Raw genomic sequence first — 24,793 nt, forward strand, 5'->3', positions numbered from 1 at the left:
GGCGTTAGTGTGGAGGGGATGGCGGCGGGGTTCAAGTGTGTTGTCCGAACAATACGATGCATGATGACGCCTCTGTCATTCAAACGTCATCGAATTGCAGCGTGACTGTCAGGAACCGCCTTTAGCCGCGCCGTGACAGACCGGCCCCGATGCCGGCGACACGCCACCATTTCCGGGGGGAAATCCGATGACCGTCTCCGTTCCCATGACGCGCGCACTGCTGCGGGCCGCGCTGCTGTGTTCGACCATGATCGCCATGCCTGCCATGGCGCAGACTCTGACCGGCTCGGTGGCGGATGCCAGTGGTACCCGCACCCTGGAGGGGGCGGAGGTCCGCATCGTCGAACTGAACCGCGTGGTCGAGGCCGAGCGCGACGGTCGCTTCCGCTTCGCCGACGTGCCGCCGGGCTCCTACACCGTCAGGGTCCGCTATGTCGGTGCCGAGCCCGAGACGCGCAGCGTCGTCGTCCCGGCCAGCGGCACGGTCGATGAGCATTTCGCACTGCGCTCGGCCGATCTGGGCGCGCGCGACCATGAGATCCTGGTCGTCGGCCTCGCCGCCAATCAGGCGAGTGCGCTGTCGCAGAAGCGCTCGGCCGATGGTGTCGAGAGTGTGCTGTCGCGCGATGCGATCGGCCAGAACCCCGACCAGAATGTCGCCGAGGCATTGCGGCGCGTGCCGGGCGTGTCGATTCAGGACGATCAGGGCGAGGGGCGGTTCGTCGTGATCCGGGGTCTGGCCCCGCAGCTGAACAGTGTGTCGATCAACGGTGCGCGCATCCCGTCGCCCGAATCGGACAGCCGCGCGCTGGCGCTCGATACCGTGCCGTCCGAACTGGTCGAGTCGATCGAGGTCAAGAAGACACTGACCCCGGACATGGACGCCGATACGATCGGCGGCGCGATCGAGATCAAGACGACCAGCGCGTTCGACCGCAAGAAGGATCTGTTCTCGCTGTCGGCGGAGGGCAGCTATAACGACCTGCGCGACAAATGGTCGCCCAAGGGCTCGATGGACTTCTCCAAGCTGCTGACCCCGGATTTCGGTATTTCGGGCGGCTTTTCCTATTATCGCCGCCGTTTCGGCACCGATGGGGTGGAAGCCGCGACCTGGAAGAGCACGGCGGCGGGCGTCGCCTATCCGACCCAGGTCGATTATCGCGCCTATGACGTGGTGCGTACGCGCATTGCGGGCGCGCTGTCGCTCGACTGGCGGCCCAGCGACACGACGACGCTCTATGTGCGCGGCATCGCCAACAGCTTCCGCGACGACGAGACGCGCAGCCGCCTGCGCTTCAACTTCTCGCCCGCGCCCAGCGGCGGCGATGCGGACAGCGCGATCTTCACCAGCGGTGCCGGCTCGTCCAAGCGGGTACGGATGCGGCGCGAGATGAAGGACCGGACCGAGACCCAGAATGTCTATTCGGTCACGGCGGGTGGCAAGACCGAGGGCGGGCCATGGACTGTCACCTATCAGGGCAGCTATTCCTATTCGGAAGAAGTCGAGCCCAATCGCCAGGACACGGTGTTCGACCGCCGCTTCCAGGACGGCTCGAGCCAGTTGACGGTGACGCTCGACGGGCTGGATGGCCAGAATCCGCGCTATTCGGTCAACCAGCCCTCGCTGTTCACCGACGGCAGCGATCCCTTGAGCAAGATCCAGATCACCGATGGCCGGTCGCGCGACCGCGAGACGGCGGCGCGACTGGACGTGGCGCGCGACCTGCCGCTGGCGATGGGCACGCTGGAACTGAAGGCGGGTTTCCGCGGACGGATCCGCCGCAAGGATTATGACAAGAGCTTCGACGCCTATGACGCGGTGACGAGCGGCAAGCTGCCGACCCTGGCACAGGGGTTCGTCCGCTCGATCGGCGACAAGGGTTTCGTCGACATGAACCCGGCGGTCGATCCCCTGTCGTCGCGCGGCTGGTTCAATGCCAACCGGACGCGGCTGGTGCGCAACGCCTATGATTCCGACTCGAACCGTCTGTCGGCCATCTATCGCGTCAGCGAGGATATCTATGCCGGATACGGCCAGTTCCGGCTCGACACCGGCAGCGTGCGCGTCGTCGGCGGCGTGCGCATGGAGCATACGGAGAACCAGTTGCGCGGCAACACGCTGCGCACCATTCAGGTCAGCAAGGCCGACACGCTGGTCGTGACGCCCGTGGCGATCGATCGCAGCTATACCAACTGGCTGCCCAGCCTGAACCTGCGCTATGCGCCGACCAGCAAGCTGGTCCTGCGCGCGGCGGCGACGCGCAGCCTGGTCCGTCCCAACCTGTCCGACATGGCGCCCCGGTCGCAGTTCAATTCGGTCGAGGGCACCGGCCAGTTCGGCAATCCGAACCTGAAGCCCTATAAGTCGTGGAATTTCGACGCGACGGCGGAATATTATTTCGCGTCCAACGCGCTGCTCGAACTCACCGCCTTCCACAAGGAGGTGAACGACTTCATCTACAACAACCGTCTTAGCGATTATGTCTATAACGGCGTGACGCTGACCAGCGTGGTGACGCCGCAAAATGGCGATACCGCGAAGGTGACGGGGATCGAGGCCAATCTGCAGGCCGCGCTGACCTTCCTGCCATCGCCCTTCGACGGACTGCTGGTCGGCGGCAACTATACCTATGTCGACACCCGCGCGACGCTTTACGGGCGCCAGCTGACCCTGCCGGGCAGTTCCAAGCACATCTGGAACGCCAGCCTGGGCTATGAAAAGGGGCCGATCCAGGTCCGTGCCAGCGGTACCTATCGCGGTCGCTATCTCGATGAGGTGACGGCGACGGGCGATGGCGACGTCTATGTCGCCGATCGGATCCTGTTCGATGTCGGGGCCAAGGTGCTGGTCGCGCCGGGCGTGCGGCTGACCGCCGACTGGATCAATGTCGGCAATGAAGGCTTTGACCGTTATGCGACGGGAACACCCGCCGGGGGCCGCCGCCTGATCCAGCACGAAAGCTATGGCTGGACCGTCAAGACCGGCGTGAAGGTGACCCTGTGATGCGCGCGCTTCTGCTGGCCGGAGCGGTGCTGCTCGCCGGCTGCCAGGCGCAGACCCCGCCCGCCGCCTCCGCGTCGTTGGCCGCACCGACCGCCAGCGTGACCGCGCGCGGCGAGACCGCTCCGGTCGGCACCGGCAACCGCGATGCCGCCGACGATCCCGCCATCTGGCGCAATCCGGCGAATCCGGCGGCCAGCCTGATCGTCGCGACCGACAAGCAGGCCGGGCTGTATGTCTATGGCCTGGACGGCAAGCGGCGCGACTATGTGCAGGCGGGGCGGGTCAACAATGTCGACCTGCGCGATCTGGGCGACGGGCAGGTGCTGGTCGCCGCCTCCGACCGCAGCGACAAGGCGCAGGCCGCGATCGCGCTGTTCCGGCTCGACACCGCGCAGGCCCGGCTGACCCCGATCGGCAAGGTGCCGGTGGGAGCGGGCGAGGCCTATGGCATGTGCATGGGGATGATCGGTGGCCGTCCCTATGGCTTCGTCGTGCTGAAGGACGGCGCGGTGCAGCAGGTGGCGCTGTCGATGGCCGGGGCGGCGGGTCCGGTCACCCGGCCGCTGAAACTGGCGACCCAGTCCGAAGGCTGCGTGGTCGATGATCGCACCGGCCAGCTCTATGTCGCGGAGGAAGATGTCGGCATCTGGCGCATCGATCCCATGGCCGGCGCGGCATCCCCGCCGGTGATGGTCGCCAAGGTCGATGGACGGACGCTGTTCGCCGATGTCGAAGGCCTGGCCATCGCCGCCGAGGGCAAGGATGGCGGCTATCTGGTCGCCTCCAGCCAGGGCGACAGCGCCTATACCCTCTACCGCCTGTCGGACGGTGCCTATGCCGGCCGCTTCCGCGTCGTGGCGGGCCGCTATGGCGCGACCAGCGAAACCGACGGTATCGAAGTCGCGTTGGGCGATTTCGGTCCGGCTTTTCCGGGCGGCCTGATGGTGGTGCAGGATGGCGAGAACGCCCCCCTGGCCCAGAATTTCAAGCTGTTGGCCTGGGATGATATCGTCCGCGCGGTGAAACCGGCCGCGCGCTGACCGAACGCTGTTACCCCACCTGACCCCTGCCGGATCCCGATCCGGTGGGGGTGTTTTTTTGCGGGGAAGGATGTGTCGCGGCGGCTTGCCCGATGGCGTCGCGCGATGATGGACGACGCAGGATGGCGGATGATGGACGACGCGCGCATCGTCTCCAGCCGAAATGAAAAGAGGCTGCCGGGGCGTCATCGCGACGACCCGGCAACCCCTAAACATGGTCAGCGGCCGGAGAGCTCCAGCCCGGGAGACCATGCGGGCCTCACGACATCCGGGCACGACCGTTGATTGGAGGAGAATACCCCCCGGTCGCGTCCATCAATGTCAGAAGCCGGTCCCCCGAACGAACTGAACCGACCCCATTGCTGAACCATGAGACATCGGATCACCTCCTTTCGCTAAGTGGATAGCCAACGCGCCCTTCAAGAAGCGCACTGGCAATGTGCGCACGCCAAAAGCCATAAACAAGACTTGTATTGCGATGGCGTTTGGCCGACTATCCTGCGCTCGCCGGACCAGGGCGGGTTACCCTCGACAATCCTCGATCACGCGCCCGATCTCGGCATAGGCCGGGATGACCAGCGTTGTCTGTCCCGCCTGTTCCATCGTGAAGCGTCCCCGGCTGAAGGCCATTGCGTCGAGCAGGGGATCGGCGGCGGCGAGCGTCACGGTCGCGCCCGTTGCCGAGGCCCTGGATGGCAGTGCGCGGACGGTGCTGGAGGTGCGGATGGTCAGCGATCCGGGCACCGCGCCCGGGCGGCCGATATGGATCTGCCGCGCGCGCAGGTCGCAGCTCAGGATCAGGCTTGGCGCGCCCGGCTGGCCGAAGGTCGCATGCGTGCCCTGCGCGTCGCGGAGATAGCGCCAGTCGCCCGGCGTGAGCGGCCAGTCGCGCCAGTCCTGGGTCAGGACCGGGCGTGGGGGCGGCGTGGTCGGCGCAGGCGCGGGATGCACCGGCCTTGGCGCTTCGGGGCGCGGCGTGGCGGGGATACAGCCGGACAGACCGGCGGCCAGCGCCAGAATCGGCACCAGGCGGGGGGCGAAGGGGGCAAGGGACAGGCGACGCATCGTTCCCAGCCTATGGGCGAGGCGGGGCCGACGCTCAACCCTGGGGTGCGACGGGCCGTGCCGGGGCGACGGGCATCGGAACCCGCGCTCCCGGTTGCGGGTTCTGGCCCCTAAACGGAGGTTAAGAATGAGCGACAGCGATACCCCCACCCTGATCCTGGTCCAGTCCAACGTGGCGAACACGCTGAAGCTGGACAGCCGCGATGGTGATACGATCGGCAGCGTCTATTCCTTCATGGTCCACAAGCGGTCGGGTCGCGTGACCCATGCGGTGCTGGCGCTGGGCGGCTTCCTGGGCATGGGCAAGAGCTTTTACCCCGTGCCGTTCAGCCTGCTGCAATATGATCCGGTCGGCGACCAATATGTCATCACCGTCGATCGCCGCCAGTTGGAAGGCGGGCCGAGCTGGGCCAACAATGCGCCGGTGTTCGACCAGGCCTATGCCGATCGCGTCGCGGGCTATTATGGCGTGACGACCGAGAATCTCGACCTGGGATAAGTAGCGTCCGCTGACGGGGCGGGGCGTATCGGCGGATCGCGTCGGGCAAAGGCGCTCAGTTCGCCTTTCGCCCGCTCGCGAATGTCTTGCTCTTGCCGAACCGGGTCTTGCGCGTCCCCGGCTTGCCCTCGTTGGAGCGGCCCATGATCGGCGCCTTTTGCTCGTCGACGGGCAGGCCCAGTTCCTCGTTCTCCAACTGGCGGATCTCGTCGCGCAGCCGGCCCGCTTCCTCGAATTCGAGGTCGGCGGCGGCCTTGCGCATCTTCTTTTCGAGGTCCTCGATATAGGCGCGCAGGTTATGGCCGACCATGTGCGGACGGCCCTCGTCGATCGGCACCGTCACCTGGTCGCCCGACGCCACATGCGCGATGATGTCGCCGATCTGGCGCCGGATCGTCTGCGGCGTGATGCCATGTTCGGCATTATACGCCATCTGCTTCTCGCGACGCCGCGAGGTTTCGGACATGGCGCGCTCCATCGATCCGGTGATCCGGTCGGCATAGAGGATCACGCGGCCATCGACGTTGCGCGCGGCGCGCCCGATCGTCTGGATCAGCGAGGTTTCGGAGCGCAGGAAGCCTTCCTTGTCCGCGTCGAGGATCGCGACCAGCCCGCATTCCGGGATATCCAGCCCCTCGCGCAGCAGGTTGATGCCGATCAGCACATCGTACACGCCCAGCCGCAGGTCGCGGATCAGTTCGATACGCTCCAGCGTCTCGACGTCGGAATGCATGTAGCGGACCTTGATCCCCGCCTCGTGCATATATTCGGTCAGGTCTTCCGCCATCCGCTTGGTCAGCGTGGTGACGAGGGTGCGATAGCCCAGCTCGGTGGTCTTGCGTGCCTCGACGATCAGGTCCTGCACCTGTTCCTCGACCGGCTTGATCTCGACCGGCGGGTCGATCAGCCCGGTGGGGCGGATGACCTGTTCGACGAAGACGCCGCCGGTCTGCTCCATCTCCCAGTTGCCGGGGGTGGCGGACACGCTGACCGTCTGCGGGCGCATCGCGTCCCATTCGTTGAAGCGTAGTGGCCGGTTGTCGATCGCGGACGGCAGGCGGAAGCCATATTCGGCCAGCGTGATCTTGCGCCGATGGTCACCACGCGACATGCCGTTGATCTGGCCGATGGTGACATGACTCTCGTCGACGAACAGCACCGCGTTTTCGGGCAGATATTCGAACAGCGTGGGGGGCGGCTCGCCGGGCAGGCGGCCGGTCAGGAAACGGCTGTAATTCTCGATCCCATTGCACGACCCCGTGGCCGCGATCATCTCCAGGTCGAAGTTGGTCCGCTGCTCCAGCCGCTGGCGCTCCAGCAGCTTGCCCTCAGCCTCCAACTCCTTCAGCCGCTCGGTCAACTCGAATTTGATCGCCTCGACCGCCTGTTTCATCGTCGGGCCCGGCGTCACATAGTGGCTGTTGGCGTAGATGCGCACCGAGTTGAGGCTGGCGACCTTCTTGCCGGTCAGCGGGTCGAACTCGACGATCTCCTCGATCTCGTCACCGAAGAAGGACACGCGCCACGCCGAATCCTCATAATGCGACGGGAAGATTTCCAGATTGTCGCCGCGCACCCGGAAATTGCCGCGCATGAAGGCGGCATCGTTGCGCTTATACTGGAGTGCGACGAGCTTGCGGATGATCTCGCGCTGGTCGACGCTCTGGCCCTTCTTCAGGTCGAAGATCATCGCCGAATAGGTTTCGACCGAGCCGATGCCGTAAAGGCACGATACCGAGGCGACGATGATGACATCGTCCCGCTCCAGCAGCGCGCGGGTGGCCGAGTGGCGCATCCGGTCGATCGACTCGTTGATCGAGCTTTCCTTCTCGATATAGGTGTCGGACCGGGGCACATAGGCTTCGGGCTGATAATAATCGTAATAGCTGACGAAATATTCGACCGCGTTGTTGGGGAAGAAGCTCTTGAACTCTCCATAGAGCTGCGCGGCGAGGATCTTGTTGGGCGCGAGGATGAGGGCGGGGCGCTGCAATTCCTCGATCACCTTGGCCATGGTGAAGGTCTTGCCCGATCCGGTGACGCCCAGCAGCACCTGATCCTTGTCGCCTGCGCGCGCGGCGGCGGTGAGTTCGGCGATGGCCGCAGGCTGGTCGCCGCTGGCGGTATAGTCGCTCACCAGCTCGAATCGCTTGCCGCCTTCGGCCTTGTCCGGGCGGGACGGGCGATGGGGGATGAAGCTGACCCCGGTTTCGGGCTCGTCGAGGGTGGTGCGGATCTGAATCGCCATGGGGGGAATATGGGTGTCTGTTCCTGTTTCGTCACCCTGCGTTCGGTATTTCCCATCAAGGAAACCGGCCGGACCCGATCGGTCCGGCCGGTCGGCGATCAGCTTCGGATTCGTCGAACGTGTTGTAATTCATCGTGACTCTCCATTAGCCAAATTTTTTGGCAACGAAGATGTACGATCAATTAGTCCATAGAGTGTTCGCTATCATGAAACAGTTTCATCCAAAATATAGTCCCTTTCGGATGTAGCGGCGCGGAAAGCCAAACGGGATATAGTCTTTATCGCAGAGCGCGAATCTGCGGCATATCCAGACAGCGCCGCATTTCGGCATCGCTCGTTCGGTCAGGCAGCGCGATGACGGATGGCGGTATCACAGGAACCGGTCCAATGGTCATCGGCGTGCCCAGGGGCACGGCGGAGAACCGCGCGCCCGGCCGAGACATCCGTGTCCAGGAGCAGCGCATCGCGGCGTCCAGCAGCCTGGGCGGGGTGTCATAGCCCTCATAGGACAGGCGGAACGTGCCCCAGTGGATCGGGATCGCGGTGGATGCCCTCAGTCGCTCGAAAACCTGGACCGCCTGGGCCGGGCCGATATGGCTGCCCGATGCCATCTGGCCGGGGACGAAGCGGAACGCCCCGATCGGCAGCAGCGCGAGGCGCACGGGCCCCAGCTTGGCGGCTTCCTCGGGCCAGCGTCCGTCGCCCATGCCGGTGTCGCCCGCGAAGAAGATATTGCCACCCGGCAGCCGCACCACGAAGCTGGACCAGAGCGCGCGGTTGCGGTCGGTGAACCAGCGGCTGCCCCAATGATGGTTGCGTGTCACCACCACCGACACGCCCGGCCTGACCGTCCGCTCCTGTCCCCAGTCGAGCGCGGTGGCGGGGACGCCGACCTGTCCGATAACGCTGTCATTGCCCAGACTGGTCAGGATGAGCGGCCGGTCGCGCTGCCACAATGTTTTCAGCGTCTGCTGGTCGAGATGATCGTAATGATCGTGGCTGATGAGGATCAGGTCGATCTTCGGCAGGTCGGCCAGCGCCACGCCGGGTGCCGCCACCCGTTTGGGACCGAAGCCGAACGGCCCCGCGCGCTCGGCATAAATGGGGTCCGTCAGGATGTTGAGCCCCTGGGTCTGCACCAGCACCGTGGCATGGCCGATCCAGGTCGCGATCATGCGCTGTCCCTCGACCCGCGCGACGGGGCGGGAGGCATGGACCGGCACGGACTCGGGCCAGGCGGGGCGCCCATCATCGCCGGTCAACTGTCGCCACAGAAAGCGGGCGCGGCCACCCCGCGTCGGGAGGTGCAGCGTGTCGGCATCGCCATCGGGGTTGAAGAAGTGGTCGCCATCATAATGGCCGCTCTCCGGCCCGTCATAATAGAGCCGGTCGAGATAATGCGGCGCGATCGTCGCGATGAGACCGCCCAGGATCATGATGAGCGCAAGCGTCCTGGCGATCCAGCGGATGGCGGTCATGCCCCGATGCGTCCTGTCATGATCCGTCCGCCATCGACCCGACAGGCGGACCCCGGTCGCCGGCGATGGCCATGATCGTCCGCAAAGCGCGCCGCTCCACCCCGCGTCATCCGTTCAGGATTTCCTTGCGCACGTGAATCGCCCGCAGCGAGATCCGCACCTCGACCATGAATGCGGTCAGGCACAGGATCAGCAGGCAGACCGCCAGAATGAAGGCGCTCGCGATCCAGGTGCCGATATGGATCTTGAAGATATTGGCGATGAACAACCCCGCGATGACGACGCAGGCCATGACCGCGCTGGACACCGCCAGGAACAGCGCGGCGTTGATGATCGACATGCGCCGGTCGAGCAACCGCAATTCCCATTTGTGGCGCAGCCGGTCCGGGCCGTCATCGATCTTGTGGATCATCATCTCCAGCGCGCGGGCGCGGTCGATCACGCGGGCCAGCCGCCCGGCCAGCACGTTGAGCAACTGGCCGATCGCCGCCAGCATGAAGACCGGCGCGAGCGACAGCTGGATGGTCTGGGCGATGGTGGTGACGGCGGGCAAGGTCGGCATGCGGATGGATGGTGACGTGCCCGGACGCCCGCCGCAAGGGGCGATCGCCCGATCATCGATACAGGCGGGTGCCGAAAGGGCTATTCGGCGCTCGCCAGGATCGCCTCGACCTCGTCCTGCGCTATGCCGAAGGCGCTGGCCAGGCCGCCGAGCGACGCGCCGCGCTTGGCGAGTTCGCGGATCCGCCCTTCATCCACCAGCGTGGCATAGCCGCGCGTATCGCGCTGTTCGCGCACCACATCCTTGCGACCGGACGTGCGATGGCGCTTGGCGGCGACGGCATGGGGATCGCGCGCGGCGGCGGCCATTTCCTGTTCGCGGCGCTCGATACGCTCGCGTTCGCGGGTTTCCGTCTCACGGGCGCGAAAGGCTGCGCGCGCATCGATCCGCTCGGCCATCAGGCTGGACCGCGCCGCGGCCCGTTCGTCCCGCGCCCTGGCCCGCGCGGCGGCGCGCTCTTCCAGACTGCCGTTGGTCCGCACCCGCAGCCCGCCATTCGGCCGCGACACGCCCCAGCTATCGTCCACCATCTGCCTGCTCTCCATCGCTTCATCGGACGCGCCGTCTATCGCGCGGGCAAAGCCTCTGCCAACCGGGATCGACACGGAGTTGGCATCGCATCGCGTCGCGGAAGCGGGGCGCTTCGGGCAGAGGGCGCGGACCAGCCTGTTGTCGATCGGAATCCGATACGCCGCCTATTGGCGGATATAGCGAAAATACCACACCTCATGCCCATGTCGGCGGGCCTTGCGTTCGTAGCGGGTTTCGGGCCAGTCGGCCGGGCGTGTCAGAAAGTCGTGCGGGGTGCGCGCCTGCCAGACATAGTCCTGCCGTGCGTTCATGATCATCATCGACCAGTGGCAATAGGTCGGGTCGTCGGTGCCCAGCCGGAATTCACCGCCGCTCTTCAGCTTGCGCGCGATGGTGTCGAGCGGGCCGTGGTTCATCATCCGCCGTTTGGCATGGCGCGCCTTGGGCCAGGGATCGGGGTGGAGCAGATAGACGCGGTCCAGGCTGGCATCGGGCAGCCGCTCGATCACCTCCAGCGCGTCGCCCATGTGCAGCCGGATATTGGCGAGGTCGCGGTCGCGGATATGGCCCAGCGCGCCGACCACGCCGTTCAGGAAGGGTTCGCAGCCGATAAAGCCGGTGCCGGGCGTCGCCTCGGCCTGTCCGGCCAGATGCTCGCCCGCGCCAAAGCCGATCTCGACCTGCAAGGAGCGATCGTCGCCAAACAGCCGCATCGCGTCGAGCGGGCCTTCCTCGGGTACGCTCAGGTCGGGCAGCATGGTTTCGACCAGCGCCGCCTGACCCTGGCGCAGCTTGTGTCCCTGTCGCCGGCCGTAGAGGCGGCGGATCGTCGTCGGATCGTTCATCGCCAGGGCCCTTAGCGCGGGGAGGGGGCGGGAGCCAAGGGCGGGCTCGCTCGTTGCGCCTCCACATGACCGATCACACCGATGCACCGCGCGGGCAGGCCGGAAAGGCCGCCGATGCCAAGGAACTCCACCGCGCCGTGCGTGAGGAAGGGGAGGCGGAACTCGACCGCCCGGCAGGCGCGCTGTTCTGGTCGGGGCTGGCGGCGGGGATCGCGATCCACAGTTCGCTGGTCGCGGAGGGCGCGTTCCACCTGGCGCTGCCCGATACGCCATGGCGCCCCCTGATCGCCGCGCTCGGCTATCCGGTGGGGTTCATGGTGGTGATCCTCGGCCGGATGCAATTGTTCACCGAAAGCACGATCACCGCCATGCTGCCACTGGTCACGCGGCCATCGCGCTCGGCGCTGGCGCGGACCTTGCGGCTATGGGCGATCGTGCTGGCGGCCAACCTGATCGGCACCGCCCTGGCGGCCGCGATGGTCGCGGGCGGCGTGCTGGGCGATGCGGGGCTGCGCGAGTCGATGATCGTGGTGTCAGGGCGCATCCTGGCGCTGGGGGGCTGGGAGACGTTCGTCAACGCCATCCCTGCGGGGTTCATGATCGCGATCCTCGCCTGGATATTGCCCAATGCGCGCAGCCAGGCCTTCTGGATCATCCTCGCGCTGACCTATGTCATCGCGGTCGCCGGGTTCAGCCATTCGATCGTCGGCGCGGACGAAACCTTCCTGCTGTTCTTTACCGGGCGAGTGGAGGCGGGCCGCGCGGTGTTCGGGCTGCTGATCCCGGCGATCCTGGGCAATCTGGTCGGTGGCGCGGGGCTGTTCACGCTGCTGGCGCATGGCCAGGTGCAGGGCGAGACGCGCGAATAGCGGAACGATCGTCCGGGCGACGCTCTCGTCCGTCGCCGGTGCGGGTCGCGCTGAAACGCCGTGCCACGGGATAGGAGGACGACGATGTCGGTCGGCGTGCTCACAAGCATCATGCCAGCGGCTGTTTTGGCGGTCTGTGATCGAGACACGAGAGCCGTAAAAGACAAGGCCCGCGCGAGGCTATCCCCGCGCGGGCCTTTCGATTCACGAAGCCGGAGCGCGATCAGGCGGCGACGGCGGCCTTGATCTGATCGACCAGATCGGTCTTTTCCCAGGTGAACAGCGCGCCTTCCGCCTCACGGCCGAAGTGGCCATAAGCGGCGGTCTTCGAATAGATCGGCGCGTTGAGCTTGAGGTGCTCGCGAATGCCCTTCGGCGTCAGGCGGACCAGCTTGGGCAGGGCGGTTTCCAGCTTGGCTTCCTCGACGGTGCCGGTCCCGTGCAGGTCGACATAGACCGACAGCGGCTCGGCCACGCCGATCGCGTAGGAGAGCTGGATGGTGCAGCGCTTGGCCAGGCCCGCCGCGACGACGTTCTTGGCGAGGTAGCGCGCGACATAGGCCGCCGAACGGTCGACCTTGGTCGGGTCCTTGCCGCTGAACGCGCCGCCGCCATGCGGGGCCGCGCCGCCATAGGTGTCGACGATGATCTTGCGGCCGGTCAGGCCGGCGTCCCCGTCGGGGCCGCCGATTTCGAACAGGCCGGTCGGGTTGACATAGATCTGCTTGTCCTCGGGCAGCCAGCCCTCGGGCAGCACCTCGGTCAGGACCGACTTCACATAGTCGCGCAACTTGGTCTGACCCGCTTCGTTCGACAGTTCGGCCGAGTGCTGGGTCGACACGACGATCGCGGTCGCGCGGACCGGCACGCCGTTTTCATATTGCAGCGTCACCTGGCTCTTGGCGTCGGGCTCCAGGAAGGGGGCTGCGCCGGAGTGGCGGTCGGCCGCCATCTTTTCCAGGATCTTGTGGCTGTAATACAGGGTGGCGGGCATCAGGCCGGGGGTCTCGTTGGTCGCGTACCCGAACATGATGCCCTGGTCGCCAGCGCCCTCGTCCTTGTTGCCGCTCTCGTCCACGCCCATCGCGATATGCGCCGACTGGCCGTGCAGGTTGTTCGAGAAGTCGAACGTCTCCCAGTGGAAGCCCGACTGCTCATAGCCGATCCGCTTGACGGTAGCGCGCACGGTCCGCTCGATCTCTTCCAGCGCGCCCTCGGCCCAATGGTCGTTCTCGAACACGCCCTTGCAGCGGATCTCGCCCGCCAGCACGACCTTGTTGGTGGTGGTCAGGGTTTCGCACGCGATGCGCGCTTCCGAATCCTTGGACAGGAACAGGTCGACGATCGAGTCGCTGATCTGGTCGGCGACCTTGTCGGGATGGCCTTCGGAAACCGATTCCGAGGTGAAGATGTACGAGCTACGCATTCCCGTCCTCATAACAATATAAAGATAGCTTTATATCGGTCCTAGCGAGCGCGGCGGCGTATGGCAACGCCGATCGCGGCCAGCGCCATGGCGAGGATGAGCGCGAGCATGTTGCCCATTCGCGAAAAGACGGTGGGGGGCAGGGTGACGGGCAGCGGAGCCTCCGCGGCGCCGGCGGTCAGGTGCGGGACGGTGGCGACCAGCCGGCCATCGGCGGCGATGATCGCGGAAATGCCGTTGGGCGTCGAGCGCAGGATGGGCAGGCCTTCCTCAATCGCGCGCATCCGCGCCTGCGCCAGATGCTGGGGCGGGCCCCAGCGGCCGAACCAGGCGTCGTTGGACGGGTTGAAGAGCAGGCGCGGGCGATGCGCCTCGTCCACTACCTCGCCCGAGAAGATGATTTCGTAGCAGAGTTGCACGCCGACCGCGTCGAAGCCGGGAGCGCGCAGGTTGCGCGGCCCGGGGCCGGGGGTGAAATCCATGTCGCCGGGCACCAGGCGCGCCAACCCCAGCGGTTTGAGCAGCCAGGGCATGGGCAGATATTCGCCATAGGGGACCAGATGCGCCTTGTCGTAGCGACCGGTGATCCGCGCCTGCCGATCGATCGCGAACACGCTGTTGGTCGCGCTGGTCACGCGGCGGCGATCGGGTGAGAAATAGAGTGCGGTGCCCCCGACCAGCGCGGTGTCGCGCGGGCCGAGCACGGTGGCGATGCGCCGTCGCGTCCAGATGGGCGGCGCGTAGTTGAACCCGAAATAGGCCCATTCGGGATAGCCGTCCTCGATCATGTCGCGAACGACGCCTTCGGGCCAGACGATGAGGCGCGGGCGGGGGCCGGGCTGTCCCGACAGGGCGGTCAGCCGGTCGAGCAGCAGCGGCCCGTCGCTTTCGCCACGCTGGTCCTGCGCGACATTGGGCTGGACGGCGCGAACCAGCGGCGCATCGGCCGCCGGTTCGGGCGCACGGGTGAGCGGGGCGGACAGCGCGGCCAGCCCAGTCGCGGGCACCATGACGGCCGCCAGCCGCCAGTGCCGCCGAAACGCCAGCCAGATCGCGCCCGCCAGCACCACCGTCAGCCCCGACAGCGCATAGGTGCCGACAAAGGCGCTCATCCGCGCCACGCCGATCACCGGCAGCCAGACGACCGAGACCGGATCCCAAGCATAGCCGGTGAACAGCCGCGCGCGCAGATACTCGGTCGCGATCCACGCCGCGCCGAAGATCAGCACATAGGAGGCATCGGCGTGCCTCCGCCGACAGCGCCAGGCGAGCCCCGCCGCCGCCATCGGGAACAACGCGAGATAGAGCGCCAGCCCGACCGCCGCGAAATAGCCCAGCACGGGCGGCATCTTGTCCTGAAAGTCGAAGGCGTGCTGGAACCAGTTGTTGTTGACCGTGAAATGGCCCAGCCCGAAGGCCCAGCCGCGCCACAGCGCGCCGCGCAGGCTGGGCGCGGTCCATACCACCGACAGCAGGACGATCAGCCCGGCGATCATCAGCGGCCACAGGTCGAGCGGGGCGAAGCCGCAGGCGGCAAGCGCGCCGGCGATCAGCGCGATAAGAGCAGGATGGCGGGTCACGGGCATGGCTATGGCGCGGGTGTGTGACAGGAGCAATGCGCGATATGGCGTGGGCCGTTGGCGGGCTGACGGCTGGTGGGCAATGCGGCGGTCGGGTGGGACTCGCCTCGCTGCGCCACGATCGCTCCGACGCGGGCCGACGCCTCTTGTCCAGGGGTGAATTCATGGCCGGCCCCGGCCCCGCTCGGCAATGACGCCTTTCCCCATCGCGGCTTCCACTGGGCCGGATCGGACTTGCGGCGCAGGCCGGCTCTGCGATCGGTTCGGCTTGCCCGCGAGCCTCCCCGGTTTCGTGCAATGCTCTCGCCGGACAGCAAAAAGCCCGCCGGTCGCGAAACCGGCGGGCTTTCGGGTCACGGCGTGACGTTTAGCGGACGCGCGGGCCGCCAAAGGGCAGCGGCGGCGGTGGGCGGCGATCGCGGCGGGGAAGCTGCGCCTGATAGGCGTGGCCGCAATGCTCGACGCAATAGGGGAAACCGGGGTTCACCTTCTCGCCGCAGAAATGGAAATCGGGTTCGCCCGGATGGCCGATCGGCCATTTGCAGATGCGGTCGTTCAGGTCGAGCAGCGAGGTCTTGCCCGCAATCTCGGCGCTCGGCTTGGCCGGGACCAGGCGACGCGGCGGGGCGGGCGAGGGCGGGGGCTGCTGCTCGCCCGGCGACTGGCGGACGAAGCCGCCGGGGCCGACGGAGCGCAGCACCGGCTGGGGCTCGCGCACCGGCTCGGGCGCGGGTTCGGCCGCCGCGACCGGCGCGGGTTCGGCGCGCACGGGTTCGGGTTCCGGCGCGGGCGGCGGTGGTGGCGGCGCGGCGGCCGGGGCCGGAGCGGGGGCTTCGACGGGGGCGGGTTCGTTCGCCTTCACCGGCGACGGACGCGCCTGAAGACCCAGGCGATGCGCCTTGCCGATCACCGCGTTGCGGCTGACCCCGCCCAATGCTTCGGCGATCTGGCTGGCGGTCTGTCCCGCTTCCCACATCGTCCTGAGCGTTTCGATCCGCTCATCGGTCCAGGACATTATACACCTTTCCTCACTCAGTTCGTCGCGCCGGGTTGCGGGCGGGCGCGGCAGCGGTTACGCGCTATCGCGATGAGCAGCCAGCCCCCAATCGGCGAAATCCAGTCGGCCGTGCGCGCCGCCCCTGGTGTGCCCGTGATCCGGAACGTCAACTGGGGCGGCCTGCGAACCCTCTATATCAAGGAGGTGCGCCGGTTCTTCAAGGTGCAGCTCCAGACGATCTGGGCACCCGCGGTCACCACGCTGCTTTACCTCATCATTTTCACGACCGCGCTGGGTGGCCGCCATGCGGTGCCGGTGGCGGGGCTCCAGGTGCCGTTCGCCGATTTCATCGCGCCGGGCCTGATCGTGATGGGCATGATGAACAATGCCTTCGCCAATGCCAGCTTCTCGCTGCTGGTCGGCAAGATCCAGGGCACGATCGTCGATTATCTGATGCCGCCGCTGTCCACCGCCGAGCTGCTGGCCGCGCTGGTTGGCGGCGCCGTCACCCGCGCGGTGCTGGTGGGTCTGACTGTCTGGGTGGCGATGCTGCTCTGGCCGGGGGTGCATGTCGCGCCGCATATGCCGCTGGCGGTGCTGTGGTTCGGCCTGCTGGGATCGGTGTTCCTGGCGCTGCTGGGCGTGCTGACCTCGATCTGGGCGGAGAAGTTCGACCATGCGGCGGCGGTCACCAATTTCGTGGTCGTGCCTTTGTCGCTGCTGTCGGGCACCTTCTACTCGGTCGACGGCCTCGCCCCGGCGTTTCGCGCGATCAGCCATGCGAACCCGTTCTTCTACGTGATCTCGGGCTTTCGCTACGGCTTTCTCGGGCTCGCGGACTCGCCGGTGCTGCTGGGCGGCGTGATCGTGCTGGCGATCGACGTCGCGCTGGCGCTGCTGTGCTACGCGCTGCTGCGCAAGGGATGGAAGCTCAAGAACTGACGCGACCGGCGTCGGCCTTAACGCGATCTTCACGGGTCTTGGCCTAGGCCGCCATACGCTGTTTCGCAGCGGATTCTCCCTCGACCGGGTCACAGCATGTCCGGTTCTGGCCCTTTCGCGGGGTCGCGCGGTTTGCCGGGCGGCCCCGTTTTTTCGTGTCTTTTCCGTTCCTTCGCGCGCGCCATTGCAACCGGCGGCATAACGGCGTAGCGGTCGCGCCCATCATGACATCTTCTGCTCCCCTGGCGGTCGTCCTCGTATCGGGCGGCCTGGACTCGATGATTTCCGCCGCTTCGGCCAAGGCCCAAGGCTATCGCGTGCTGGCGCTGTCGGTGGATTATAACCAGCGGCATCAGGTCGAACTGGCCGCCGCGCGCCGGATCGCGGCCGCGTTGGGGGCGGAACGGCATATCGTCCTGCCGCTCGACCTGTCGGCGTTCGGCGGGTCGGCGCTGACCGCCGATATCGATGTGCCCAAGGACGGCGTCCAGCCGGGTATTCCGGTGACGTATGTGCCCGCGCGCAACACGATCTTCCTCAGCTTGGCGCTGGGCTGGGCCGAGGCGGCGGGCGCGCGCGACCTGTTCATCGGGGTGAATGCGCTCGATTATTCGGGCTATCCCGATTGCCGTCCCGAATTCATCGCCGGGTTCGAGGGGCTGGCCGAAATCGCGACCAAGGCGGGGGTCGAAGGACAGCCCTTCAAGATCCACGCCCCGCTCCAGCACATGACCAAGGCCCACATCGTGCGCGAAGGCGCGCGGCTTGGCGTGGACATGGGCATGAGCTGGTCCTGCTATGATCCGGCGCCCGGTGGCCTGCATTGCGGGCGCTGCGACAGTTGCCGCCTGCGGTCCAAGGGCTTTGCGGAAGCGGGTATCCCCGATCCCACCGCCTACGCGGTCGAGCCGCAGGGCTGAACCGGTGAGCTACGCCGTCAAGGAAATGTTCCTGACGCTCCAGGGTGAGGGCGTGCAGGCCGGGCGGCGCGCGGTATTCGTCCGCTTCGCGGGCTGCAACCTGTGGTCGGGGCGCGAGCAGGACCGGGCGAGTGCGATCTGCCGCTTCTGCGACACCGATTTCGTCGGCGTCGACGGGCTGGGCGGTGGGCGATTCGCCGGCGCCGCCGCGCTGGTCTCGGCGGTCGAGGCATTCTGGGGCGAGTCGCGCAGCGAACGCTTCGTCGTGCTGACCGGCGGCGAACCGATGTTGCAGGTCGACGATGCGCTGGTCGACGCGCTGCACGCGGCGGACTTCTTCATCGCGATCGAGAGCAACGGCACGCTTGCCGCGCATCCGCGACTCGACTGGATATGCATCAGCCCCAAGGCGGGGTCCGAGGTCGTCCAGCGCGCGGGGGATGAATTGAAGCTGGTGTGGCCGCAGGCGGGGCTCGATCCGGTGGACCTGGAAGACTGGGACTTTCGCCACCATCTGCTCCAGCCGCTCGACGATCCGCAGGCCGATGCCCATCGCGAGGCCTGCATCGCGCAGGTGCTGGAGCGGCCGCGCTGGCGCCTGACGTTGCAGACCCACAAGATGCTGGGCCTGCGCTAACCGCGACACGGCGTCCGCCAGGGACAGGGATGCCGACCGGCCCACGGCGGCTGCCCGCCCCCTTGTCGGGGGCGGATGCCATGCCTCAGTGGACGAAACGCGCGACCACGTCGCGATAGCTGCGCGACACCTTCACCTGCGCGCCCGATTCGAGCAGCAGGAAGCATTCGCCATTGGTGTGCGGCTTCACCTGCTTGACCAGGTCGAGATTGACGATGGTCGAGCGATGCACCCGCTGGAACCGGCGCGGGTCGAGCCGCTTTTCCAGATCCTTCATCGTCTCGCGCAGGACCAGCGAATTGTCGCCGGTGTTGATGACCATGTAATCGCCCGCTGCCTCGATCATCTCGATCGTGTCGACATCGACGCGGAAGATCTGGCCGCGATCCTTGATGTTGATGAGCTTCTCGAAACGGCTGGAGGCCACCTCGCCACCCTCGTTCAGATCGGCCACCGCCTCGGGGGCATGTTCGGCGAGCACTTCCTTCAGCTTTTCGACCTCGCCCGCGCCGCGCTTCTCGTTCAGCCGCTGGCGCACCCGGTCGAGCGTGTCGGCGAGGCGCGCCTCTTCGACCGGCTTCATCAGATAATCCACCGCCTGCGCCTCGAACGCGCGCAGCGCATGGTCCGAATAGGCGGTGACGAAGACGAAGAGCGGCGGTTCGACCTCCATCAGGCCCTGGATGACCGAGAAGCCGTCGAAGCCGGGCATCTGGATGTCGAGGAAGACCAGGTCGGGCTTGTGCGTCTTGATCGCGCGGATGGCTTCGCGCCCGTTCGAGCAGCGCTCGATAATCTCGACGTCTTCGTGCGCCTGGAGCCGAAGCTCCAGTCCCTGGATGGCCAGGGACTCGTCATCGACGAGGATGGTGCGGATGGTCATGCGGCCTCTCTGTTCACATTCTCAAGCTGGAACGGAATCTCGATCTCTATCGAGAATCCGCCAGCGGGCGCGGAGCGGGTTTCAAAACGGTGGTTCGGACCATAGGCCTGGGCCAGTCGTTCGCGGATATTGGACAGCCCAACGCCGGTCGAAACGCTTGAGGAATGACGGATTTCGTGCAAGCCGGGGCCGGTGTCCGATACGGCGATCCGCACCCGTTGCCCGACAAGCCGCACATCGACCCGGATTTCCGCGCCTTCTTCCTGCGGCGTGACCGCATATTTGATCGCGTTCTCGACCAGCGGTTGCAGCAGCAGCGAGGGCAAGCGCGCGCGCTCGGCGCGCGGGTCGATCTCGAAGCTGGGACGCAGGCGATCCTCAAAGCGCATTTTTTCAATTTCGAGATAGAGTTTCAGCGTTTCAACCTCTTGCGCCACGGTGACGTGCGCCGTGGGCTCATTCGCCAAGGTGTAGCGGAGGAAGGCTGACAGCCGGCTTAACATCGCATTGGCCCGCTCGGTCTGTTTCAGCAGCACCAGCGTGGAGATCGAGTTGAGCGTGTTGAACAGGAAATGCGGATTGAGCTGGTAGCGCAGCATCGCCAGCTGCGCGGTCGAGGCCTGAAGCTCGAGCGCGCGGAGTTCATCGATCTGGCTCTCGACGATCAGATAATAGTTGATCGCGAAATAGAGCGCCGACCAGCCCGCCAGCACGACGAAGGTGATGAACAGATTGCCGATCAGCAGCGTGACCGTGACGCCCGGCTGCGTCGTGGTGATGAAGGAGAAGGAAAAGGCGTTGAGCGCGGCGTAGAGAAAGGTCGCGGCCGCCAGCGTCGCCAGGGTCAGGAAGACCGCCATGACCCGGGGGATGCGGCGGTAATAGCCGTACAGCGTCGAGAGCAACAGGGTGATGCAATAGCCCAGGATCGCTTCGATGATGACCGGGATGATCTTCTCCAGCGAAAAGCCGTTGGAGATGCCGACCACCGAGCGCAGCACCAGATAGCCGGACCAGCCGGCCGCCTGCAGCGTCCAGAAGGCGCGCGCCTTGTTCTCGAAAAACGGCCGGACCGACAGAGGGTCGGAGGCGGGGGGCGGTGCGGTGGAGGTCGCGGCGGGCGGATGGGTGGCCATGGCCGGGCGACATCTACACGTCCCGCTCGCGAAGGGCAAAAGAGCCGGAAACAGAGCGAGGCGGCGGCCCGGCGCGCGCCGCCTTCATCGGCGCCGGTCCCCGTTCCGACGAAGGGCCCGGCGCTATCGGCCGATCAATCCTCGGCCGCGATCCGGACGCGCATGCCGTCCTGGCCCGCGCCGAACGGCAACTGGCACGCCAGGCGCGAGGTCGCGTTGCGGTCGCTGGTCGAATCCAGCAGATCGTCCTCGTCCGGCCCCATCGCGGGCAGCGTGTCGGCAAAGGCCGGATCGACATGGACGTGGCAGGTCGCGCAGGAGCAGCATCCGCCGCACAATGCCAGCAATTCGTCCACGCCCGCGTCGCGGATCACTTCCATCACCGACAGGCCGGCCTCGCCGTCGATTTCGCGTTCTTCCCCGTCGCGGGTCACGACGATAAGCTTGGGCATGTCTATTCTCCTTGTTGCCGACGGCTCTGCCGGGCCTGAACGCGCGGATCAAGCATCATGGGGCTGAGTGTCGAACAGATTCGCGCCAGCCTTGATGCGCTGGCCGCGATCGAACCCGCGATCGCGGCGGCGCTGCGACGGATCGGCTATCCCGAACCACGCGTCCGCCAGCGCGGCTATGCGACGCTGGTGCGCACGATCCTGGGACAGCAGGTTTCGGTCGCCTCGGCCGATTCGCATTGGCGGCGGCTGAGCGATTTGCTGGGCGACGCGACCGACCCGACGCGGATGCACGGCGTGACCGACGAGCAACTGCGTGGCGCGGGCATCTCGCGGCAAAAGGCGGGCTATCTGCGCAGTCTGTCGGAGGAGGTGACCAGCGGTCGCCTGAACCTGGCGGACCTGCCCGAGGATGACGAGGAGGCGATCGCGCAGCTCGTCCGGGTGAAGGGGATCGGGCGCTGGTCGGCGGAAGTCTATCTGCTGTTCGCGGAGGGGCGCACCGATATCTGGCCCGCGGGCGATCTGGCGGTGCAGATCGAGACGGGCCGGATCCTGGGCCATGATGCGCGCCCCTCGGAAAAACAGGTGCGCGCACTGGCCGAGGCCTGGCGCCCGCACCGCAGCGCGCTCGCCATCTTCACCTGGCATCATTATGGCGCGGGAGCCGACGCCGCCCCGGTCTAGGGGCTCGCGCGCCGGGTGGAGGTGCCGACCAGCACCGCGGTCGACAGCAGAATGGCGGACACCAGTCCGCCGATCGCCAGCAAACCGCCGCTGGTGATCTCCATCCTGGCGCGTATCTCGACACGGCGTCCGGCGCGCAGGCGCGCCACCGCCCGGTGGGGTTTCGGCTGGCGAGGTTTCGGCTGGCGGGGCGGCGATCCGATGAGCTTGACCATGATGTGCGAAACTCTCGTCCTGGGTCGTGGTTCAGCCCGCCGAGACGCGAACGTCCACGACCATGGCTGGCGAAAGGCCGGGGGCCTTAGCGGTGGCGGGTCGATACCGGGTCGCGCACCACGCCGACCTCCGTGAAGCGGCGGGGTTCGGCCGGGTTCGGGGTGGGATCCGCCAACTCGCGCTGCCAATAGCCGACATCGATCCAGCGACCATGTTTGTGCCCCACCTCGCGGAACACGCCGGCGCGGCGAAAGCCGACCGCTTCGTGCAGCTTGATCGAGCCGTCATTGGGCAGCGCGATGACGCCCATCGCCTGGGTGAAGCCCTGCGCGGTCAGCGTGTCGACCAGCGCTTCGTACAACAGCCGCCCGACGCCCGAGCGCTGCGACACGTCGGCGACATAGATGGTCGTCTCCACGACCCAGCGATACGCCTCGCGCTCGCGGAAGCGGGCGGCATAGGCATAGCCGATCACGCCATCCTCGCGACCGTCCTCGTCACGGAACGTGGCGACGATCCAGGGATAGAGGCCGTCCGCCCCGGCCATCCGCGCGCGCATCGTTTCCGCGTCGGGCGCCTGGGTCTCGAACGAGACCACGCCCGCCAGCACATGCGGGGCATAGATGGCGGCGATGGCGGCGGCGTCATCGGGGCGGGCGGCGCGGATGGCGATCATGCGGCGTGTGGTCTCCAGCTTCGAGGGATCGGCCTGGCGGGAAGCCCCGCGCTTCGAAAGGCCGGAACGGGACGGGGCCTAAAGCCCCAGCCGCGCGACGATCAGGTCGAGCAGCTTCTGGTCGCCCGCCGTCGCCATCGGTCCCAGCGCGCCGCATTCCAGACAGCGCGCCTGGACCGACCCGCCGCTGACCAGCCGCTGGACATCGCCCAGCGCCCGGGCAACGACTGCGCGCCGTTCGGCCGCGGCGATGGCGAAGACGTCGCCGCCCTGGTTCGCGTCGTCGTCGCCCTCGAACCCTTCGGCCAGATAGGCGGCGAAGCCCGGCTTCTTCTCCAGATATTCCGGATAGACTTTGGCCGGGTCGAGCTTGGCGCGGCGCGCGGCCTCGGCGATCGCGTCGGACAGGGTGCCGAAACGATCGACCAGCCCGATCTGCCGGGCGGTGCCGCCGTCCCACACCCGGCCCTGCGCGATGGTGTCGACCTTTTCGGGCGTCATGTGGCGCGACTGGGCGACGCGGGTCAGGAACTGGCGATAGCCATTCTCGATCCCCGCCTGCAGGATCGAATCGAGCATCGGCGTCGTCCCGCCCATCACGTCGGGCTGGCCGGTCAGCGGCGTCGTCTTCACCCCGTCGGTGGTCACGCCTATCTTGGCCAGCGTGTTCTCGAAGGTCGGGATGATGCCGAAGATGCCGATGGACCCGGTCAGCGTGCCCGGCTCGGCGAAGATGATGTCGCCGGGGGTCGAGACCCAATAACCGCCCGACGCGGCGAGGCCGCCCATCGACACGACCACCGGCAGCTTCTGGCGCTTGGCCTCCAGGATCGCCTGGCGGATCTGTTCCGAGGCCAGGACCGAGCCGCCCGGCGAGTCGACACGCACGACCAGTGCCTTGAGGTTCTTCTTGGCGAGCCCGTCGAGCAGCGCCTTGGACACCGTGTCGCCCGCCGCCGTGCCCGGCCCGGCCTCGCCATCGACGATCGAGCCCGCGATGGTCAGCACGCCGATCGCATCGCCCTTGGCGGGCAGCGGATTGGCGCGGACCCAAGCAGCATAGGAAATGGTGCGGAAGCTGCCCGCGGGCTTCTGCTTGTCGACACCCGCGACCTCCGCCACCCGCTTGCCAAAGGCCATGCGGTCGCCAAGCCTATCGACCAGACCGGCCTTCAGGTCGGCGTCGGCGATGTTGCCGCCCGCGGCGAGGACGACCCGGTCCGGCTGTTGCAGGAAGGCGTCGATCTGCGCCTTCGGGCGCGCCTTGGCGACCGACTCGCGCCATTGGGCGAACAACGTGCCATAGAGCGCCTGCGACGCCGCGCGCGCATCGGGGCTCTGGTCGGCACGGATATAGGGTTCCACGAACGACTTGAAGCGGCCGACGCGATAGACATGGGTGGTCACGCCCAGCTTGTCGATCAGCCCCTTATAGTAAAGCTGGTTGCCGCCCGGGCCGGTGAAGATCGTGCCGCCCAGCGGATTGACCCAGATCTCGCTGGCGTTGGCGGCCAGCCGGTACGCGCCGTCGGTATAGGCGGTGGCATAGGCGAGCACCGGCTTGCCGCCCTTGCGGAAGCGCGCGATCGCGTCGCCCACTTCCTGCAACGCCGCAGGATAGGCGCCGCCGAACGAATCGAGGTCGAGGACCAGCGTTTTCACCCGGGCGTCGTCGCGGCCCGCGTCGATCGCGCGCACCACGTCGCGCAGGCGATATTGCCGGGCGCGGGTCTGGCCCGACAGCATGGCGAGCGGGGCGATCGTCTCGGGCTGTTCGACGATCGGGCCGTCCAGCTTGAGCAGCAGCGCGCCGTCGCCGATCGGCTTGGTTCCCGGCCGGGCGTTGAGCGCGGCGAAGAGCAGGCCGAAGAACAGCAGCATCGCCGCCAGGACCAGCAGATCCTTGATCCCGACCAGCAACCGCCATGCGCCGCCCACCAGCCGCCAGCCGCTGCGCCGCCCCGGCTTGCCCGGCTTCCGAAAATCCTGGTCGAGCGCGGAGGGCGGCGGAAGAGCGTCTGTGCGAGCATCGGTCATCGCCTATCGCTAGCCCAGCCGGGAGGGCGCGGCAATGGCCCGTGTTATGGGGCCAATACGCAT

Annotated in this window: 23 protein-coding genes; 8 read left to right on the forward strand and 15 right to left on the reverse strand. The window is 67.0% G+C overall.

Features of this window, described 5'->3' with window-relative positions:
• Positions 1-187 precede the first annotated feature (187 nt).
• Together RN629_RS03565 and RN629_RS03570 are read left to right on the forward strand one after the other, a co-directional pair.
• Positions 188-3,004, forward strand: a complete 2,817-nt coding sequence (locus RN629_RS03565) for a TonB-dependent receptor (RefSeq protein ID WP_407033888.1) — start codon at positions 188-190, stop codon at positions 3,002-3,004.
• Complete coding sequence (locus tag RN629_RS03570; protein WP_407033889.1) at positions 3,004-4,044, forward strand: phytase; 1,041 nt, start codon at positions 3,004-3,006, stop codon at positions 4,042-4,044. Before RN629_RS03565 ends, RN629_RS03570 begins: the two co-directional genes overlap by 1 nt.
• 522 nt (positions 4,045-4,566) lie before the next feature.
• Here RN629_RS03570 and RN629_RS03575 read toward each other — a convergent pair.
• A complete protein-coding gene (locus RN629_RS03575) occupies positions 4,567-5,109 on the reverse strand; it encodes a hypothetical protein (RefSeq protein ID WP_407033890.1) in 543 nt (180 codons plus the stop codon).
• Between the two features lie 127 nt (positions 5,110-5,236).
• Between RN629_RS03575 and RN629_RS03580 the strand changes: the two genes are divergently transcribed.
• Entirely contained in the window at positions 5,237-5,608 is a 372-nt protein-coding gene (locus RN629_RS03580; RefSeq protein ID WP_407033891.1) for a PRC-barrel domain-containing protein, read from the forward strand.
• 55 nt (positions 5,609-5,663) lie between these two features.
• On the opposite strand, the gene uvrB is transcribed toward RN629_RS03580, so the two are convergent.
• The 5 genes from uvrB to trmB form a co-directional block, all read right to left on the reverse strand.
• On the reverse strand, positions 5,664-7,856 hold the full coding sequence (uvrB, locus tag RN629_RS03585) for an excinuclease ABC subunit UvrB (protein ID WP_407033892.1): 2,193 nt from the start codon (positions 7,854-7,856) through the stop codon (positions 5,664-5,666).
• A gap of 278 nt (positions 7,857-8,134) precedes the next feature.
• Positions 8,135-9,334, reverse strand: coding sequence for an MBL fold metallo-hydrolase (locus RN629_RS03590; protein WP_407033893.1), 1,200 nt, complete (start codon positions 9,332-9,334; stop codon positions 8,135-8,137).
• 106 nt (positions 9,335-9,440) lie between these two features.
• Positions 9,441-9,896, reverse strand: a complete 456-nt coding sequence (locus RN629_RS03595) for a DUF2721 domain-containing protein (protein WP_407033894.1) — start codon at positions 9,894-9,896, stop codon at positions 9,441-9,443.
• 80 nt (positions 9,897-9,976) lie between these two features.
• Entirely contained in the window at positions 9,977-10,426 is a 450-nt protein-coding gene (locus RN629_RS03600; protein ID WP_407033895.1) for a hypothetical protein, read from the reverse strand.
• Between the two features lie 165 nt (positions 10,427-10,591).
• Positions 10,592-11,272 carry a tRNA (guanine(46)-N(7))-methyltransferase TrmB gene (trmB, locus tag RN629_RS03605; protein WP_407033896.1) on the reverse strand — a complete coding sequence of 227 codons (681 nt, stop codon included), beginning with the start codon at positions 11,270-11,272 and terminating at the stop codon, positions 10,592-10,594.
• A gap of 65 nt (positions 11,273-11,337) precedes the next feature.
• On the opposite strand from trmB, the gene RN629_RS03610 reads away from it, so the two are divergent.
• Entirely contained in the window at positions 11,338-12,141 is an 804-nt protein-coding gene (locus RN629_RS03610) for a formate/nitrite transporter family protein (protein ID WP_407033897.1), read from the forward strand.
• Positions 12,142-12,364: 223 nt separating this feature from the next.
• Here the strand turns inward: RN629_RS03610 and metK are convergent, their stop codons facing one another.
• The 3 genes from metK to RN629_RS03625 all read right to left on the reverse strand — a co-directional run bounded on the left by metK (position 12,365) and on the right by RN629_RS03625 (position 16,162).
• Positions 12,365-13,567 carry a methionine adenosyltransferase gene (metK, locus tag RN629_RS03615; RefSeq protein WP_407033898.1) on the reverse strand — a complete coding sequence of 401 codons (1,203 nt, stop codon included), beginning with the start codon at positions 13,565-13,567 and terminating at the stop codon, positions 12,365-12,367.
• Positions 13,568-13,608: 41 nt separating this feature from the next.
• A complete protein-coding gene (gene lnt, locus RN629_RS03620; protein ID WP_407033899.1) occupies positions 13,609-15,153 on the reverse strand; it encodes an apolipoprotein N-acyltransferase in 1,545 nt (514 codons plus the stop codon).
• A 361-nt stretch (positions 15,154-15,514) separates the two neighbouring features.
• The gene (locus RN629_RS03625; RefSeq protein WP_407033900.1) at positions 15,515-16,162 is read right to left on the reverse strand and encodes a GcrA family cell cycle regulator; all 648 of its coding nucleotides are present in this window, start codon (positions 16,160-16,162) and stop codon (positions 15,515-15,517) included.
• 72 nt (positions 16,163-16,234) lie between these two features.
• On the opposite strand from RN629_RS03625, the gene RN629_RS03630 reads away from it, so the two are divergent.
• The 3 genes from RN629_RS03630 (at position 16,235) to queE (ending at position 18,643) form a co-directional block, all read left to right on the forward strand.
• A complete protein-coding gene (locus RN629_RS03630) occupies positions 16,235-17,086 on the forward strand; it encodes an ABC transporter permease (RefSeq protein WP_407033901.1) in 852 nt (283 codons plus the stop codon).
• A gap of 221 nt (positions 17,087-17,307) precedes the next feature.
• Entirely contained in the window at positions 17,308-18,006 is a 699-nt protein-coding gene (queC, locus tag RN629_RS03635; RefSeq protein ID WP_407033944.1) for a 7-cyano-7-deazaguanine synthase QueC, read from the forward strand.
• A 4-nt stretch (positions 18,007-18,010) separates the two neighbouring features.
• Complete coding sequence (gene queE / locus RN629_RS03640) at positions 18,011-18,643, forward strand: 7-carboxy-7-deazaguanine synthase (protein ID WP_407033902.1); 633 nt, start codon at positions 18,011-18,013, stop codon at positions 18,641-18,643.
• Between the two features lie 85 nt (positions 18,644-18,728).
• Here queE and RN629_RS03645 read toward each other — a convergent pair whose 3' ends face one another.
• The 3 genes from RN629_RS03645 to RN629_RS03655 form a co-directional block, all read right to left on the reverse strand.
• Positions 18,729-19,526, reverse strand: coding sequence for a LytR/AlgR family response regulator transcription factor (locus RN629_RS03645; protein ID WP_407033903.1), 798 nt, complete (start codon positions 19,524-19,526; stop codon positions 18,729-18,731).
• Positions 19,523-20,662 (reverse strand): sensor histidine kinase, encoded by a 1,140-nt coding sequence (locus RN629_RS03650; protein WP_407033904.1) that lies wholly within the window; start codon positions 20,660-20,662, stop codon positions 19,523-19,525. Before RN629_RS03650 ends, RN629_RS03645 begins: the two co-directional genes overlap by 4 nt.
• A gap of 134 nt (positions 20,663-20,796) precedes the next feature.
• The gene (locus tag RN629_RS03655) at positions 20,797-21,114 is read right to left on the reverse strand and encodes a 2Fe-2S iron-sulfur cluster-binding protein (protein ID WP_407033905.1); all 318 of its coding nucleotides are present in this window, start codon (positions 21,112-21,114) and stop codon (positions 20,797-20,799) included.
• A gap of 57 nt (positions 21,115-21,171) precedes the next feature.
• On the opposite strand from RN629_RS03655, the gene RN629_RS03660 reads away from it, so the two are divergent.
• A complete protein-coding gene (locus RN629_RS03660) occupies positions 21,172-21,801 on the forward strand; it encodes a DNA-3-methyladenine glycosylase family protein (RefSeq protein ID WP_407033906.1) in 630 nt (209 codons plus the stop codon).
• Here the strand turns inward: RN629_RS03660 and RN629_RS03665 are convergent.
• The 3 genes from RN629_RS03665 to sppA form a co-directional block, all read right to left on the reverse strand.
• A complete protein-coding gene (locus RN629_RS03665; protein WP_407033907.1) occupies positions 21,798-22,016 on the reverse strand; it encodes a hypothetical protein in 219 nt (72 codons plus the stop codon). The genes RN629_RS03660 and RN629_RS03665 overlap by 4 nt on opposite strands.
• Before the next feature lie 86 nt (positions 22,017-22,102).
• Positions 22,103-22,693 (reverse strand): GNAT family N-acetyltransferase, encoded by a 591-nt coding sequence (locus tag RN629_RS03670; RefSeq protein ID WP_407033908.1) that lies wholly within the window; start codon positions 22,691-22,693, stop codon positions 22,103-22,105.
• A gap of 78 nt (positions 22,694-22,771) precedes the next feature.
• Positions 22,772-24,730, reverse strand: a complete 1,959-nt coding sequence (gene sppA, locus RN629_RS03675) for a signal peptide peptidase SppA (RefSeq protein ID WP_407033909.1) — start codon at positions 24,728-24,730, stop codon at positions 22,772-22,774.
• Between the last annotated feature and the right edge of the window lie 63 nt (positions 24,731-24,793).

This window comes from Facivitalis istanbulensis (genome assembly GCF_040560405.1).
GTDB classification, from domain to species: domain Bacteria; phylum Pseudomonadota; class Alphaproteobacteria; order Sphingomonadales; family Sphingomonadaceae; genus Sphingomonas; species Sphingomonas istanbulensis.

Excerpts from the sequence above, each read along its gene's own strand:
- trmB (WP_407033896.1), bottom strand. The coding sequence starts at position 11,272 with ATGAACGATCCGACGACGATCCGCCGCCTCTACGGCCGGCGACAGGGA.
- RN629_RS03580 (WP_407033891.1), top strand. The coding sequence starts at position 5,237 with ATGAGCGACAGCGATACCCCCACCCTGATCCTGGTCCAGTCCAACGTG.
- RN629_RS03670 (WP_407033908.1), bottom strand. The coding sequence starts at position 22,693 with ATGATCGCCATCCGCGCCGCCCGCCCCGATGACGCCGCCGCCATCGCC.
- RN629_RS03575 (WP_407033890.1), bottom strand. The coding sequence starts at position 5,109 with ATGCGTCGCCTGTCCCTTGCCCCCTTCGCCCCCCGCCTGGTGCCGATT.
- RN629_RS03665 (WP_407033907.1), bottom strand. The coding sequence starts at position 22,016 with ATGGTCAAGCTCATCGGATCGCCGCCCCGCCAGCCGAAACCTCGCCAG.
- RN629_RS03660 (WP_407033906.1), top strand. The coding sequence starts at position 21,172 with ATGGGGCTGAGTGTCGAACAGATTCGCGCCAGCCTTGATGCGCTGGCC.
- sppA (WP_407033909.1), bottom strand. The coding sequence starts at position 24,730 with ATGACCGATGCTCGCACAGACGCTCTTCCGCCGCCCTCCGCGCTCGAC.
- metK (WP_407033898.1), bottom strand. The coding sequence starts at position 13,567 with ATGCGTAGCTCGTACATCTTCACCTCGGAATCGGTTTCCGAAGGCCAT.
- RN629_RS03645 (WP_407033903.1), bottom strand. The coding sequence starts at position 19,526 with ATGACCATCCGCACCATCCTCGTCGATGACGAGTCCCTGGCCATCCAG.
- RN629_RS03650 (WP_407033904.1), bottom strand. The coding sequence starts at position 20,662 with ATGGCCACCCATCCGCCCGCCGCGACCTCCACCGCACCGCCCCCCGCC.
- RN629_RS03570 (WP_407033889.1), top strand. The coding sequence starts at position 3,004 with ATGCGCGCGCTTCTGCTGGCCGGAGCGGTGCTGCTCGCCGGCTGCCAG.
- uvrB (WP_407033892.1), bottom strand. The coding sequence starts at position 7,856 with ATGGCGATTCAGATCCGCACCACCCTCGACGAGCCCGAAACCGGGGTC.
- RN629_RS03655 (WP_407033905.1), bottom strand. The coding sequence starts at position 21,114 with ATGCCCAAGCTTATCGTCGTGACCCGCGACGGGGAAGAACGCGAAATC.
- RN629_RS03595 (WP_407033894.1), bottom strand. The coding sequence starts at position 9,896 with ATGCCGACCTTGCCCGCCGTCACCACCATCGCCCAGACCATCCAGCTG.
- RN629_RS03610 (WP_407033897.1), top strand. The coding sequence starts at position 11,338 with ATGACCGATCACACCGATGCACCGCGCGGGCAGGCCGGAAAGGCCGCC.
- RN629_RS03565 (WP_407033888.1), top strand. The coding sequence starts at position 188 with ATGACCGTCTCCGTTCCCATGACGCGCGCACTGCTGCGGGCCGCGCTG.
- RN629_RS03625 (WP_407033900.1), bottom strand. The coding sequence starts at position 16,162 with ATGTCCTGGACCGATGAGCGGATCGAAACGCTCAGGACGATGTGGGAA.
- lnt (WP_407033899.1), bottom strand. The coding sequence starts at position 15,153 with ATGCCCGTGACCCGCCATCCTGCTCTTATCGCGCTGATCGCCGGCGCG.
- RN629_RS03630 (WP_407033901.1), top strand. The coding sequence starts at position 16,235 with ATGAGCAGCCAGCCCCCAATCGGCGAAATCCAGTCGGCCGTGCGCGCC.
- RN629_RS03590 (WP_407033893.1), bottom strand. The coding sequence starts at position 9,334 with ATGACCGCCATCCGCTGGATCGCCAGGACGCTTGCGCTCATCATGATC.
- RN629_RS03600 (WP_407033895.1), bottom strand. The coding sequence starts at position 10,426 with ATGGTGGACGATAGCTGGGGCGTGTCGCGGCCGAATGGCGGGCTGCGG.